15 protein-coding genes are annotated in these 13,669 nt (G+C 45.3%); 9 read left to right on the top strand and 6 right to left on the bottom strand.

All coding sequences use genetic code 11. The annotated features are described in order from the left end of the window. On the bottom strand, nucleotides 1-1,784 hold a 1,784-nt coding region (locus tag GPLA_RS19575), incomplete at its 3' end, for a TonB-dependent receptor (protein WP_040515463.1). Nucleotides 1,785-2,094: 310 nt separating this feature from the next. On the opposite strand from GPLA_RS19575, the gene GPLA_RS19570 reads away from it, so the two are divergent. The 6 genes from GPLA_RS19570 (at nucleotide 2,095) to folE2 (ending at nucleotide 6,530) form a co-directional block, all read left to right on the top strand. Beyond that, the gene (locus GPLA_RS19570) at nucleotides 2,095-2,703 is read left to right on the top strand and encodes a ZrgA family zinc uptake protein (protein WP_007106739.1); all 609 of its coding nucleotides are present in this window, start codon (nucleotides 2,095-2,097) and stop codon (nucleotides 2,701-2,703) included. Next, nucleotides 2,703-3,185 (top strand): Fur family transcriptional regulator, encoded by a 483-nt coding sequence (locus GPLA_RS19565; protein WP_226993163.1) that lies wholly within the window; start codon nucleotides 2,703-2,705, stop codon nucleotides 3,183-3,185. Before GPLA_RS19570 ends, GPLA_RS19565 begins: the two co-directional genes overlap by 1 nt. Nucleotides 3,186-3,210: 25 nt before the next feature. After that, nucleotides 3,211-3,603, top strand: coding sequence for a MerC domain-containing protein (locus GPLA_RS19560; protein ID WP_007106737.1), 393 nt, complete (start codon nucleotides 3,211-3,213; stop codon nucleotides 3,601-3,603). 17 nt (nucleotides 3,604-3,620) lie between these two features. Then, nucleotides 3,621-4,826, top strand: a complete 1,206-nt coding sequence (gene zigA, locus GPLA_RS19555; protein ID WP_040515465.1) for a zinc metallochaperone GTPase ZigA — start codon at nucleotides 3,621-3,623, stop codon at nucleotides 4,824-4,826. Continuing rightward, on the top strand, nucleotides 4,823-5,521 hold the full coding sequence (locus tag GPLA_RS19550) for a DUF1826 domain-containing protein (RefSeq protein WP_007106735.1): 699 nt from the start codon (nucleotides 4,823-4,825) through the stop codon (nucleotides 5,519-5,521). The genes zigA and GPLA_RS19550 overlap by 4 nt, the downstream gene beginning before the upstream one ends. Before the next feature lie 91 nt (nucleotides 5,522-5,612). Next, nucleotides 5,613-6,530, top strand: a complete 918-nt coding sequence (gene folE2, locus GPLA_RS19545) for a GTP cyclohydrolase FolE2 (RefSeq protein ID WP_007106734.1) — start codon at nucleotides 5,613-5,615, stop codon at nucleotides 6,528-6,530. A gap of 97 nt (nucleotides 6,531-6,627) precedes the next feature. Here folE2 and GPLA_RS19540 read toward each other — a convergent pair whose 3' ends face one another. The 3 genes from GPLA_RS19540 to GPLA_RS19530 all read right to left on the bottom strand — a co-directional run bounded on the left by GPLA_RS19540 (nucleotide 6,628) and on the right by GPLA_RS19530 (nucleotide 8,416). After that, nucleotides 6,628-7,290 (bottom strand): DUF3299 domain-containing protein, encoded by a 663-nt coding sequence (locus GPLA_RS19540; RefSeq protein WP_007106733.1) that lies wholly within the window; start codon nucleotides 7,288-7,290, stop codon nucleotides 6,628-6,630. Between the two features lie 85 nt (nucleotides 7,291-7,375). Continuing rightward, nucleotides 7,376-7,831, bottom strand: a complete 456-nt coding sequence (locus GPLA_RS19535; RefSeq protein WP_007106732.1) for a hypothetical protein — start codon at nucleotides 7,829-7,831, stop codon at nucleotides 7,376-7,378. Next, nucleotides 7,832-8,416: a DUF3299 domain-containing protein gene (locus tag GPLA_RS19530; protein ID WP_007106731.1), complete on the bottom strand. Its 585-nt coding sequence runs from the start codon at nucleotides 8,414-8,416 to the stop codon at nucleotides 7,832-7,834. Nucleotides 8,417-8,545: 129 nt separating this feature from the next. Between GPLA_RS19530 and GPLA_RS19525 the strand changes: the two genes are divergently transcribed. Then, complete coding sequence (locus GPLA_RS19525; RefSeq protein ID WP_007106730.1) at nucleotides 8,546-9,271, top strand: ABC transporter ATP-binding protein; 726 nt, start codon at nucleotides 8,546-8,548, stop codon at nucleotides 9,269-9,271. Next, complete coding sequence (locus tag GPLA_RS19520; RefSeq protein ID WP_007106729.1) at nucleotides 9,265-10,494, top strand: ABC transporter permease; 1,230 nt, start codon at nucleotides 9,265-9,267, stop codon at nucleotides 10,492-10,494. The genes GPLA_RS19525 and GPLA_RS19520 overlap by 7 nt, the downstream gene beginning before the upstream one ends. Before the next feature lie 91 nt (nucleotides 10,495-10,585). On the opposite strand, the gene GPLA_RS19515 is transcribed toward GPLA_RS19520, so the two are convergent. After that, nucleotides 10,586-11,245, bottom strand: coding sequence for an NADPH-dependent FMN reductase (locus tag GPLA_RS19515; protein WP_040515458.1), 660 nt, complete (start codon nucleotides 11,243-11,245; stop codon nucleotides 10,586-10,588). Nucleotides 11,246-11,459: 214 nt separating this feature from the next. On the opposite strand from GPLA_RS19515, the gene GPLA_RS19510 reads away from it, so the two are divergent. Beyond that, nucleotides 11,460-12,509, top strand: a complete 1,050-nt coding sequence (locus tag GPLA_RS19510; protein ID WP_007106727.1) for an MBL fold metallo-hydrolase — start codon at nucleotides 11,460-11,462, stop codon at nucleotides 12,507-12,509. Between the two features lie 142 nt (nucleotides 12,510-12,651). Here the strand turns inward: GPLA_RS19510 and GPLA_RS19505 are convergent, their stop codons facing one another. Further along, nucleotides 12,652-13,620, bottom strand: coding sequence for a GlxA family transcriptional regulator (locus GPLA_RS19505; protein ID WP_007106726.1), 969 nt, complete (start codon nucleotides 13,618-13,620; stop codon nucleotides 12,652-12,654). Nucleotides 13,621-13,669 lie beyond the last annotated feature (49 nt).

Here is a 13,669-nt window from a genome sequence, read left to right as displayed (position 1 = left end):
TCGATATTATTAGCGGTTTCTAAATCGATATTTTTGGTTGTAAGACCGATGCTCGAGCCGTCGTCATGTAATGCGAATAGAGCGCCTACTTCGTAAGTGCCTGTACCAATATGTGCGCCAAACGAGAGTAATTCAGCTGCAGAGGGAGCACGCTCAGAACGTGAAATAGACAGCCCTAAGTTATAACCTGGAGTGAAGTCCCAGACTAATCCGGCAGATAAGCTCACTGGGGTAAATTCGTGATCTAGTTCAAAAACGCGAGTGACTGAGGCTTCTTCCTCATGATCGTGGTCATGGTCGTGATCATCCACCACTTCTTCTGCTTCGTCGTGGCCGTGAGCATCAAGCATGGGTAGCAATACGTTGTTGGCATCAATGGTGACACGTTCAATACGGGCACCAAATTGCAGTAACACATCACCAAAGTGCCTTTCTTCCATGATGGCTAATGCAATAGTTTGCGCCTCAGACGGCGGTGTGAATGCCTCTTCGCCTTGGGCAGCGACATCACTATTTTTGTAGTGGAAACTGATACCACCATTCCAATCTGCGATGGGGTTGTGGATGAAGTCGAGCTTGATTTCATGAGTTTCGTTTTCAAACAAGGTGCCAACAGCGCCTTCTTCTATTTCAGCGTGCTCATAGTCGGTGAAGCCAACGCGCAAGTTAATTTTATTGATCCACGGGTTATCAAGATTTAATTCACCTAACAGCTGAATGCGGGTTTGCTCTAAGTCTGCGTAAACGTTTTCCTCTTCGCCTTCGCCGCCTCCGTGGGAATGGCCAGGAATGCCGTATTCACGATTAAACTGCTCAATGGCAAGGCCCACATAACCGCTATCAAATAAGTAACTGGCGCCTAAGGTAACGCCATCGGATTTTTCTGAGCTGTTTTTAACCACGTGCTCTTGCGGTTCATCTGAGTCGGCGTCTGGTGCAACAGGAACGTCATAATCATTCGATTCGCGCCAGTATCCGTCGGCGTAAAACCCGAAAGATTCATAGCCAGTGGTGAGGTTGAAAGAGCCAAGCTTTTTGTCATCCACCGAGCTGGTTTCGAGCAACCATTCACCCCGAGTTGTGTTGTCAGTAGGCACACGTCCGTCTACCACATTGACTACTCCGCCCACTGCGCCACTGCCGTAAAACAAGGTGGCAGGGCCACGTAGCACTTCTATTTGCTGAGCAGTAGAGGCTTCGCTGGCTACTGAGTGGTCGGGACCAACTCTTGATACATCGCTGACGTCCAAACCATTTTGCGAAATGAGAACACGAGGGCCACTTAACCCGCGGATGATCGGTGTGCTAGCCACCCCACCGTGAAAGTTTGATTGCACCCCAGGCAGTTTTTCCAAACTGTCACCTAAGGTTGATGCCTGCTGACGACGCAAGGTTTCCCCTGAAAGAACACTAACGGGCGATGCTGACTCCATCACTGACATGTGAATAGGCGTCGCGTAAACGTCGATGACCTCGATAGGCGAGCGTTGTAACGTGAATTCAATTTGTTTTACGCCTTGTTCAGGTACGGAAATATCTTGATGTAAGTGGGCGAAACCAGAGGACGAAATATGCAGCTCTTGTTTGCCAACGCTTAAATTACTGAAAACAAAACGTCCTGCTTTGTCGGTTGTGGTTTCAGCGCCAACACCCTCTACTTCAATCGTGGCGCCCGCAACTGCTCGCCCATTGTTGTTAACGACTGTGCCCTCTATGGTTTGCGCTAATACACTGGCGGGTAAAAGCACACTCATCAACGCAGCTAGCGGAGATATCCTATTCATTTTGTTTTTCCTGTGTGATGTTATAATGTATCATTAATTTAATGTTATGTTATATTGTAACCAAATGGAAGGGCGATTGATTAATCTTCAAATGAATGGGTAGCTATCTTTTGAGCGCTTGTTACGGGTTATTTTGGGGATTTACCTATGTATGGCTAAGCGGTTTGTGTAGCCGGCACAAAGCGCTAATTTAAATGCGCCAATTGAGGTGTAAACATTCTAAAACGAGCCATGGGCACTGGCTTAATGAGCCTTTACAGGCGTATTGGAAATTGCGTTATTCGCATCGCTTTAAACACGGAGCAAAACAATGATAAAAAAAGTGTTGTTCTTAACTGGGCTCATCGGCTGTTGGCATATCGTCGCAGCACAAGAGCATGTGCACGGTCAGGGGCAGATGGTTATCGCGCAAGAAGATAATAACTGGCATGTACAGTTTATTTTGCCCGCTGCTGATGTGCTGGGTTTTGAGCATGCACCAGAAAACGAAGCGCAGCAAAAGACCGTTCAGCTTTTCGCCAAAAGGTTGGAAGCCAATAACGCAATAATCAAATTTGACCCCAGCTGCACGTTAGCCGAGGTGACGCATTCCTTACTGTTAGACCAGAGTACTCATAATAAAAAGCTCAATCACCACGAAGCGAATAACGAAACGTTCAATCTCAGGACAAGTAAGCTCGGAAAACATACGCTCGGGCAGCACAAACGTGGGCAAAATAAGCATGGCGAGCATGACGAGGTATCACACGAAGATGTCGAGGCTGAATACCATTTTGTTTGTGCTTCGCATGTAACAAATCTGTCTGTCACTTTGTTTGAAGGGCTGATGTCGTTAAGCAGCATTCGGGCACAATGGATTACGAATGAAGGTCAAGGGATGGCACAGCTGACGCCTGCTAGTCCTTATCTAGCGTGGTGATGATGTCTCCTGAATGCACAAATGACTTTATCGAAATTGCCAGAGGCGTGTGCGAAAAAGCCGGTAGTAAGCTGACCGAAACACGCCAGCATATGCTAGAGGTGCTACTTGACGTGAGTACGCCAATGTCTGCGTACGAATTAACGGATCACTACAACATGCTACTTGCGTGTGACATCAAAACGATGTCGGTATATCGCGTATTAGATTTTTTAGAATCTATTCGTCTCGTGCATCGCCTGCAATCCATTAACAAATACATTATTTGTAATCATACATTTGGGGCTTGTGAAGAACATCCGCCACTTTTTATGATTTGTAAATCATGTCAGCACATCGAAGAAGTTGAGGTCGACCCAGAGGTCATTCAAGCCCTTACTCATCATGCTAATAGTGCTGATTTTTCGTCCGTGGGTTCGCAAATAGAGCTTTATAGTTTGTGCATAAAATGCCAATCGACCTTTCATAAAAACCTTTCTTGAGACCGTCATGACTAAGTTCCAGCTAATGAGTGATAAAGCAGCCGTGGGGCTATCGTTATTATGCGTTGTTCACTGCCTTTTTCTGTCAATTGTATTGATTTTATTGCCGCCTTTTGCGGGCTTACTCGTGTTCAACGATGAGCTTTTTCATCGTATGTTGCTGGTGGCAGTGGTGCCAATCAGCATTATCGCACTGGTGATTGGGTACCTGCATCATCGCAGCTACCGAGTGTTATTCATCGGCTTAGTGGGCTTATCAATACTGATCGTCACCACATTTTTAGGGCACGTCATATTAGGTAAATACGGTGAAGTCGCTTTAACGGTGCTAGGCACCAGCATTATCGCCTACGGGCATTTTCTTAACTATCGCTTACGTCGCCAAGGCGTGAATATAGAAATACACGAACAGGACTAATATTAATGCTAAATCCAATGCCAAAGAACAGACTACCCGTTACCGTGCTTTCTGGGTTCCTAGGAGCAGGTAAAACCACAGTGTTAAGCCATATTCTTAATAATCGCCAAGGCAAAAAGGTAGCGGTGATTGTGAATGATATGAGCGAAATTAATATTGATGGTGCGTTACTTAAAAATGACATTTCGCTTAATCATAAGGATGAGAAGCTGGTGGAGATGAGCAACGGCTGTATTTGTTGCACCCTCAGAGAAGACCTGCTTATTGAAGTCGGTAAATTGGCCAGTACAGGGCAGTTCGACTATCTGGTGATTGAATCAACGGGTATTTCAGAGCCTTTGCCCGTGGCCGAAACCTTTACCTTTGCCGATGAAGACGGCATTTCACTATCTGATATTGCCACCCTCGACACTATGGTGACTGTGGTCGATGGGGTTAATTTTCTTAAAGATTTCGATGAAGCCAAGTACCTAACCGAAACTGACGAAAACCTAGGCGAAGAGGATGAACGTAGTGTCGCTGACTTACTTATCGAGCAAGTTGAATTCGCAGATGTGCTGCTCATTTCAAAAGTGGACTTAGTGGATAGCGCTGAAATAGAGCGGTTAACGGCAATCTTAAAAAACCTCAATACGCACGCACGTATTGTTCCTATCCATCATGGGCAGGTCAAAATAGAAGACATCATAGGCACCGGGCTATTTGATTTTGAGCAAGCCCAACAGGCACCGGGCTGGCTAAAAGAAATGCGCGGCGAGCATAACCCCGAAACACAAGAGTACGGCATTCAAAGTTTTAGTTACTCAGCGAGACGACCATTTCACCCAGAGAAGTTTTACAACTTTGTTCACAACACCAAAGGTTTTGGCAGGTTGTTGCGCTCTAAAGGCTATTTTTGGCTAGCAACACGTCCTCAGTTTGCAGGCCTTTGGAATCAAGCTGGTGGTATAGCACGCTATGGTTTTGGTGGTTTGTTCTGGCAAGCCGTGCCGAAAGAGCAATGGCCGACAGACGAAGAATATCTGCAATCGATTAATGCACTATGGCAAGAACCCTTTGGCGATATGCGCCAAGAGTTGGTGTTTATTGGTCAGAATTTACAAGAAGCCGCGATTAGAAAAGTCCTAGATGAATGCCTGCTGGACGATGAAGCATTATTACAAGGCAAGGCTTACTGGAAAACCTTGCCTGATCCGTTCCCAGCATGGGAGGAAGAAGGATGAGCTTAGTAGCAGTGGTGCGATCTCCAGAGCAAATCATTGATCATGGTGATAACCGCTCAGCAGATAGCGTGAATTACTCCTTAGGTGATAGTTGCAGTGTATTACCGGATATTTACCAAGAACAGAACAACCTTGTGATATGGCAGCGCACGCTATCAAAAGATTTACTCGAGCACATAGCGCAGTGCATAGAACAAAATCCGCGTCTTAATGTTGAAAAAGCGATTATAGCAAGTTCCATTAGCGATGACCTAAGCATGGCCTTAGCGCCTCTTGGGTTTAATGGCGACCTGATTGAAAACATCGGGTCACTTGTCGATATGTTTTGTTGTTTGTTTGACCTGAAACGCGCTGGACTACGTCTAAAAGTGCTAGAACAAGCCATGTGCCCACGCTTTCATGTGGATTGGGTTCCGTGTCGTTTAGTCACTTCTTTTTGTGGACCTGGTACACAGTGGCTTACGAATGAAGCAGTTGATCGTACTAAGTTGGGTACGGGTAATAACGGCTTAAGCGATGATCAATCGGGTATTTATGTTGATGACAGGTCTATTCAAGCTATGACCAGTGGCGACGTGGCACTGCTTAAAGGCGAAGGCTGGTTTGAAAATGAGGGGGCAGGTCTGGTGCATCGTTCTCCTCCTAATAGCGCCAACGAAAAAAGACTGTTGCTGACATTGGACTTTATATCGTGAGTAAACATTTAACCTTCTTCGGGCAAATAGCCGAACTATTAAGCAACACTACATCATCCATTCTTTATTCACAGCGGGGCTTGTTTACTATATGAGTGCAAATTTACCGGATGTTACATCCAGCGCAAACGCTTTGACTGCGGCGCCTTTGAAGTGGGTGGGTATGGAAGGCATTGCGGTGCCTATTCAAGTACCTTTGGCAAGTCATGTCACCGCTTATGTAAGCGCTAAAACAGATATTTTTGTAAGCTTAGATAAAAGCGATGCGAAAGGCATTCATATGTCACGCTTATTTATTAAGTTGAATGATATTCTAGGTGTGGAATTACTAAGCGGTGCCTCACTGACAAGGTTACTGAATGAGTTAATTGCTTCTCAGGAAGGGTTGAGCCAATGCGCGAAGATAAGCGTAGACTTTGAGCTGACACTTCATAAAAAAGCACTGTTGAGTAACGAGTTTGGCTATCAAAGCTACCCTATTTCAATAGCTAAACAGCAAGTAAACGAGAAAATGCTTACTGTGTTGTCTTTGACCATACCCTATTCTAGTACTTGCCCATGCTCGTCGGCGTTATCACAACAGGCTGTGAGTGATGCGATATCTGAGCGTTTCACTGACGACACGATCGTCAAAAGCGAGCTAACTCAATGGATAACGTCACAACATGGCGCTGTGGCTACCCCCCATAGTCAACGCTCATATGCTTATATTAAGCTGACAATCGATGGTGAAGAGCTGCCCAACCTTCCTCAGTTGATAGCAGAACTTGAAGCTGTCATTGGTACGCCAGTGCAAACCGCCGTGAAAAGGGAAGATGAACAAGCGTTTGCTAAGTTGAATGCGCAAAACTTAATGTTTTGTGAAGACGCCGCAAGACGCTTAAAACACGCCTTTGAAATCAAAAAAGACGTGCTCGATTACTGGTTTAAAGTTGAACATCAAGAGAGCTTACATGCCCATAACGCGGTTGCGATTGATTTTAAGGGTGCCTCCGTTAGCGAACAGTAGAGCACACAAAACGTGCGTTTGAGCTACTCACTTTTGTTCAGATCTCATGTATACCGTTCTTTTTGTGCCGCTACCTTTTGTTTACGTTAGCGGCAGATCAGTGAGTCCGGTATTCATCTGGCTGCTCATCGTATTCTTCAATTTCAGCCACCTTGAGTATGTAAGCTGACGTGCCTTGATGATCTTCAAATAGGCCCTTTTCAAGCACACCCGTCAAGGTAAACGCTTGGCTCATCATTATTTTTGCAAAACCATCGATAAGATCAACGTAAATTATTTGATTGGGCGGAGGCGCTGGGTAATGAATACATGCGCCGTAGTAGGGCACCAAGAAAAAGCGCTTAATGCTTCTGTCTTCATTCAGATCAATAGGCACGATATAACCTGAAATACTCACTCGCTGACCAATAACCTGCTCAACCACATCAGTGGAATAAAGTGCAGATTGATAACGCTCATCCGTAGCCGCTTTTAATGAAAGGGACAGCTGTACATCGAAAGCTTGATCGCTGTTTGCTTGATATTTCGTGAGTACCTTTTGGTTCGTTACCGGTAGTAAATCCCGCCAACCTAAATGTCTGATTTCAGTTGTCGCCAGCAGAGTATGTAAATCAGTATCTGGGGTAACGTACAACACTGAGCTTGAAAATAGTTTGCCTATTTTTAATGACCAACCTTCATCGTGAAATTTAGTTAGCGATACTCCAACGCCAAAGAAAAACAAAACGACGCCCGCAATTTTTAGCGTTCTCGCCAGCATCTACTCATCGCTTTTATTGTGCTTCTACCCATAGCAGTGCTTTGAGTAAACCTGGGCGTAAAGTGACAAACAACCAACGTTATTATCATGTGGCATTCACGGTGATATGTTGCTCAAAGTCTACCGACTCATTGAGGTTTAGGGCGTTGATGTGTACAGAGATTTGATGACTACCGGCTGTGGTAACGCGGTATTTCAGCGGGTAACTGCCAGATACACCCTGAGGCGAGAGTTCTGCGCCCTCTGGGAATATAAGGTCCTCGCTGCCTGAAAAACGAATAACGACATTTTGATAGGTATCAGGAATACCGTATTTAATATTTACCACTGCAGGTGCATTTGTATCAGCGTTAATGCTACTCGGATGCGTGACGTGCAAAGGTCGGGTGAAGGTTTGTTGGTAGTGCATTTTTTCCATCGGATGAAACGATGAAAATGCGTCAAACCCACGACCACCATGCAGCTGACATGATTGCGCCACTATGGGCAATAGCAAAAGTGTAAGTAACAAGATGCAATTAACGGTTTTTAGCGCTTGCATTTATTCTTCCTCAAAAGGGTAGGCTTTATCTAACTTAAGGCGATACGCCGAAGTGCCTAATGTATTTTCTGTCATATCAATAACCAAGGTGCCTTCAAACCAGAAAGGGTCATACAAGCTGTTTAGTTCAACGCCGTCTGGTAATTCAGTATGAATAATTTGATTCGGTGGTGGTGGGGGCATATGCAAACAGGCGCCAAAATAGGGCACGATAAAAAACTCAGTCACACGCTGAGACGCATCTGATTCGAGGGGCACAATAAAGCCAGGAATTCGTATACGTTTATTCGCATATGAATCAATCACCCTTGTGGAACTCAACGCTTCTTGAAAGCGCTTTGTGTCCGCATCATCCGCCTCTTTATTGTTAAAGGCGGCAAGGGAGTCTTGATCTGGGCCGTCAGTAATATCTGATAAGTATGCAGGTGGGTTCATTAACGCATTAAGATCGTCTTTTGGCATCAAGACTATCCATTCAATTTCTTGATAACCGTCACTAGCCTCTGTCGCGAATGCAGCATTGACTATAACGTAGGTGAAGAGCAAAGCGATTAAGCGAGCCCTAAAAAAAATGGGTACTTTCATTGACTGTATCTTTGATTGAAATATTGCTTAGTCTTAGCATGAAGTAAATGTTATAACATATCAATTATTAAGTTTTTAGTCTCAACGAGTCTCAACAACGAAACCTCAGCGAATTTAGAAAATTAGTCCATGAAAACCTTAAGAATACAGAAAAGCATTACTGGCACAACGCTTGGCATTAATATGCAGAATGTGCAGCATCGCTATGATCAATCGAGTACAGCCGCAGTGTTAAGTATTCCTCATTGGCAAGTCAAACAAGGCGACCGGGTATTCTTACATGGCGATTCAGGCTCAGGTAAAACCACGCTGCTCAATTTGCTCTCTGGGATATTAACGCCGACTGAGGGCACAATTGAATTGCTAGAGCAGCCTTTTTCTACGTTATCCGCTAGGCGCAGAGATGCGTTCAGGGCGCGTCATATTGGTGTGGTATTTCAGCAGTTCAATTTGGTGCCCTATTTAAGCGTGCTAAAGAATATTCAGCTAGCCAATTACTTTGCCGCCAAGCGTGATAAACACATAGAAGAAACGGCTAACACCCTGTTGGCAAAGTTAAATTTGCCTGCAAATGTGTTGCATAAACCCGCCAATACACTGAGCGTAGGTCAACAGCAGCGGGTGGTAATTGCCAGAGCGCTGATAAATCAGCCTGAATTGCTATTGGTAGACGAGCCAACCTCGGCGCTAGATGCCTCAGCGCGAGACGCGTTTATGGATATTCTGCTGAATATGTGTGAGAACGCGGGGGCGAGCTTGGTGTTCGTTAGCCATGATATGTCGTTGCAGCGCTTTTTTAGCACCAGTATTGATATGCATAGTTTATGTCAGGGCAAGGTGAATGCATCATGCTGATTTCTCTCGCCTGGAGCAGCCTATGTAGCCGCAAAAAATCAGTTATTCTAACCTTTATTTCACTGCTAATTAGCATCAGCGTATTAATCAGTGTTGAGCATATTCGTCAGCAGGCTAAAACCAGTTTTAATCGCACCATTTCTGGGGCTGATCTTATCGTTGGTGGCCCAAGCGGCCAACTCAACCTGCTGTTATATTCTGTATTTCATATGGGTGATCCCACCAGCAATATAGACTACCAAAGCTACGAAATGCTCAAAAATGATCAGCAGGTCGCCTGGGCCATTCCTATTTCTTTGGGCGATTCTCACCGTGGTTTTAGGGTGCTGGGCACCAACGGTGACTACTTCACGCACTATCAGTTTGGTGACAAAAAATCTCTTGAGTTCACAGCAGGCAAGCCTTTTGCCGGCATGTTCGATACAGTGATCGGCGCGGATGTCACCAAAAATCTAGGTTACCAAGTGGGGGATAAAATCATTGTTGCCCATGGGATCGGCCACACCAGTTTTAGTCACCATGATCATAGTCCGTTTGTGATCAGCGGTATTCTAAAACCCACCGGCACGCCAGTGGATAAAACCGTGCACGTCACCTTGCCCGCCATCGAAGCCATACATTTACCCCCGTCTCAGTTAGCAAAAATTCTGGATGGAGAAGAAGAAAGTGTACAACCAGATAGCGTGACGGCGGTGATATTGGGCTTAAAAACCAAATTCGCCACTTTTAAGCTACAGCGGGATGTAAACAACTACCAAGCCGACCGTTTGATGGCTATTTTACCCGGCGTGGCGTTGGCAGAGTTGTGGCAAATGATGGGGACCGTTGAGAGCGTACTCAGGGTCATTAGCGTGCTGGTGCTACTGTCATCTTTGTTTGGTTTGTCGACCATGTTGCTCGCATCCATGAACGAGCGCAAAGGCGAGATAGCCGTGCTGCGTACATTAGGGGCGGGGCCTAGTGTCATTTTTGCCTTGGTTTTATTAGAAGCGCTGATGTTCGTGTTGATAGCTATTGCCAGTGCGATATCGCTAGTCAGTGGGGCACTCGCGCTATTTAGCGATGAGTTGGCCGCCCATTACGGCTTATTTTTAAGTGCTAACTTACTTTCGTGGGAAACGCTGCAAATCGCCGTGATTATTGCGCTAGCATCCATTGTCACCTCAGCCATCCCCGCATTTGATGCATACAAAAGCGCACTGCAATCGAGGCTATCTGGCTGACATTTTGACCAGAGCACCTAGTTGATATTTCAACGATTATGTAACATTGCTCAACACGATTGTTCCAATTATAAAATCACGTTAATTGCGCCTAAGGCGCATTTCTTTGTGCGGGTGTTGCGTTAAATGTCTTAAGCATCTCGTGTGGATTTATTGTTTCACTGTATGTTTTAGTCGCCTGTGCCCACCAAGTTAATTGCGTAAATGTGCGGCTAAAATAATCACACCATGACGTTTGATCTTCACCTGTCTGCGGTGCGCCATCTTCAGTAAACACCTCTTGGGCTTTAGGAACGTGGATCATCGCTGAAACGGGCAGGCAGCCTAGCTCTGATAAAAACGTACGCATACCAACAGCAGCGCGCATACCACCCCATTGCCCAGCAGAGTACGTGACGATGGCGCTAGGCTTATAAGAAAACAATGAACTGCCAAAGTGATTAAGCAAGTTAGCTAACGCCGGGCTCATTGAGTGGTTGTATTCTGGACTCAGCATAATAAAGCCATCTGCGGATGCTATTTTTTCTGCTAGCGCATTCAATGCGGTAGGCGCTTTGCTTTTGGCGTACGCAAAATGGGGTTTGAAAACCGGCTCTAGTGGGTAATCTAAGGCATCGATAAGCTCAAACTTATGTTCATTAAAACGCGTGTCTAAACATGCCATACATGCTTTAGCGACACGAAGACCCAAGCGGGCAGGTCTCGGAGGAGTGCTATCGCGAACAGTCCCCAAAAAAACTAAAAACTTCATTACGTCTCCTCTATTGATAACTAATTGTGATGAATATTGTAGCGATTTTGAGCCTTATGTTTGCACAGATAAGTGAACGAACAGCAGGTTTATTCTAACGACTACTCGATAATGTGCTATTCAAGGCTTTAATAGTTAATGATTCATCGATGTGCGTGGTGATCTAGATCAAAGTTGATTGTAATAGGGTGATGTAAATTGCGGAGTACGCCCAATGACAATCGACTTTATTGATGTGCAAGCGCCTGAGCCGGGTGAGTGGCAGCAAGTCTCACCGGGTATTTTATGGTTGCGCATGCCGTTACCCTTTGAGCTGGATCATATCAATTTATATTTGATTGAGGATAACGACCCTGTCACCTGTGAGAAAGGCTATGCACTTATCGATACCGGTTTTGGGGTAAATAAAACGCAAGAAATATGGGATAGCCTTCTAAGCCAATTAAATGTGCCTTTAACTAAAATAATCGTCACTCACATGCATCCTGACCATATCGGTATGGCCGGTTATTTAGTCGACAAATACCGTGCGCCTTTATATATGAGCCATTCTGAATATTTCGTTGGCAGAGCCATGAGCGCAGGCAGCCGGGGCGCATCAGACTGGCAAGACGATGAATACCTCGTGCGCTGTGGTATGTCAGCAGAATATGTGGCAACCGCCAGTGAAAACCGCAAAACGAATAAAGGGGTGGGGCAAGTTATTCGGCCAATCCCTTTACACCATGAACGCTTGCAAGAAGGTGATACGTTAAAAATAGGCGCAGGTGACTGGCAAATCATGATTGGCCGAGGCCATTCACCAGAACATGTGTGTTTGTTTAACCCCACCACGAATGTGTTGATATCCGGCGACCACGTGCTGCCGATTATTACCCCGAACATAGGTGTTTACAGCACAGAGCCAAACGCCAATTCATTGAAGATGTATTTAGATACCTTGCCACAGTTTAAAAACTTACCTGCAGATGCACTTGTATTGCCGTCCCACAAGCAGCCGTTTGTGGGATTACATAGCCGAGTTGATACGTTAATTGCGCATCATCATGAGCATCTGGGCAACTTAAAAGCGTTTTGCCAAGAAGGCAAAACCATTAAAGAGTGCTTGCCGGTATTGTTTAAACGAGAACTGAACGAGCACAACATGTTCTTCGCCATCGCAGAGGCGCTTGCGCACCTAAATTATTTGTATTTCGAGCAACAGCTAACCCGCGGGATTAACGACAAAGGGCAGTATGTATTTACGCTGAGAAGCGCGAAGTAAATAGGTCAAGGTAAATTGTCATAGTCGCTAGGCGAACCTTATGAAATTAAGTCAGTGTGGTCGACCGACACGCTATTTGTTGCTGTTGCTCGTGTTGACGTAAATTAAATCGCAGTATGTAGATTAGTGAAGGCGGTGGCGCTTAATGCGACCGGTAATGCTGCCTCCATGAAGAGGCATTTTTGCCATAGGTGCGCTTAAATAAGCGGTTAAAGTGCCCAGCGTCTTGGTAGCCAACTGACCATGAAATTTCCTCCACACTTTTATCACTGTGCTTGAGATATTCTTTGCCTTGCTCAACTCTTAGCTGTTGAATATAACCAAGAGGCGTTTCTCCTGTTGCGTCTTTAAAACGCCGTTTGAACGTACGAGCACTCATGTTCGCTTTACTCGCTAACTCTTCTATTGTGATCGAATCCATAAAGTGTATTTCTAGCCATTGCTGAATGGATAAAATAGCATCGTCTTGGTGATAGGTTTGGTGGCCCATAGAGGTAAACTCACCTGAATAGCCACTGCGAAAATCAACCAAAAAGGCATGCTCAACAGCTTCGCCTACTTGTGGGCACGATAACCTTGAAATCAAATACACCATGCTTTCCATGGCTGCATTCATACCTGCAGAACAGTAAAGCCCACCTGTGGCGGTGATAAATCGTTCGGGTCTTACATCTACTTTGGGATATCTTTTGGCGAAGTCCGCCTGCTTGTGCCAGTGAGTGGTACTTATTCGGTCATCTAACAACCCTGCTTCAGCCAAAAAGTAAGCACCGGTTGCCGCGGCCATTATGGGTTTGCCTTGCTCGTGCCAAGTGCGGAGTCTAGGGTAAAGCGCCGCTTGTTTAACCAAAATACTGTCAACCTCGCCCCATATACTATGCAGAATAACTAAATCAGTGTCGTGCACTTCATCCAGTGAGCAATCAGGCGTAATGGCTAAGCCACTAAAAGTTGAAGTGGGTTTGCCATCAACTGTGACCAAAGAAATACGAATAGGTTGACCTAGCAAACGCTGCTGTAACACAGAGGCAAATGCCAAAACATCATGGGTCAAGCCTAAGCTGAGCCCCATGGCGTTTTCACTGGCGAATAATGTCACGTGTTTAAGCATATTTAACTCCATTTTATTTGGCATTATTTACAAGTTTGGCCCGAATGGC

This window comes from Paraglaciecola polaris LMG 21857 (assembly GCF_000315055.1).
In the GTDB taxonomy this organism is placed as follows: domain Bacteria; phylum Pseudomonadota; class Gammaproteobacteria; order Enterobacterales; family Alteromonadaceae; genus Paraglaciecola; species Paraglaciecola polaris.
The sequence above is the reverse complement of the archived record's forward strand: the minus strand, read 5'-3'. Positions and strand labels throughout refer to the sequence as shown.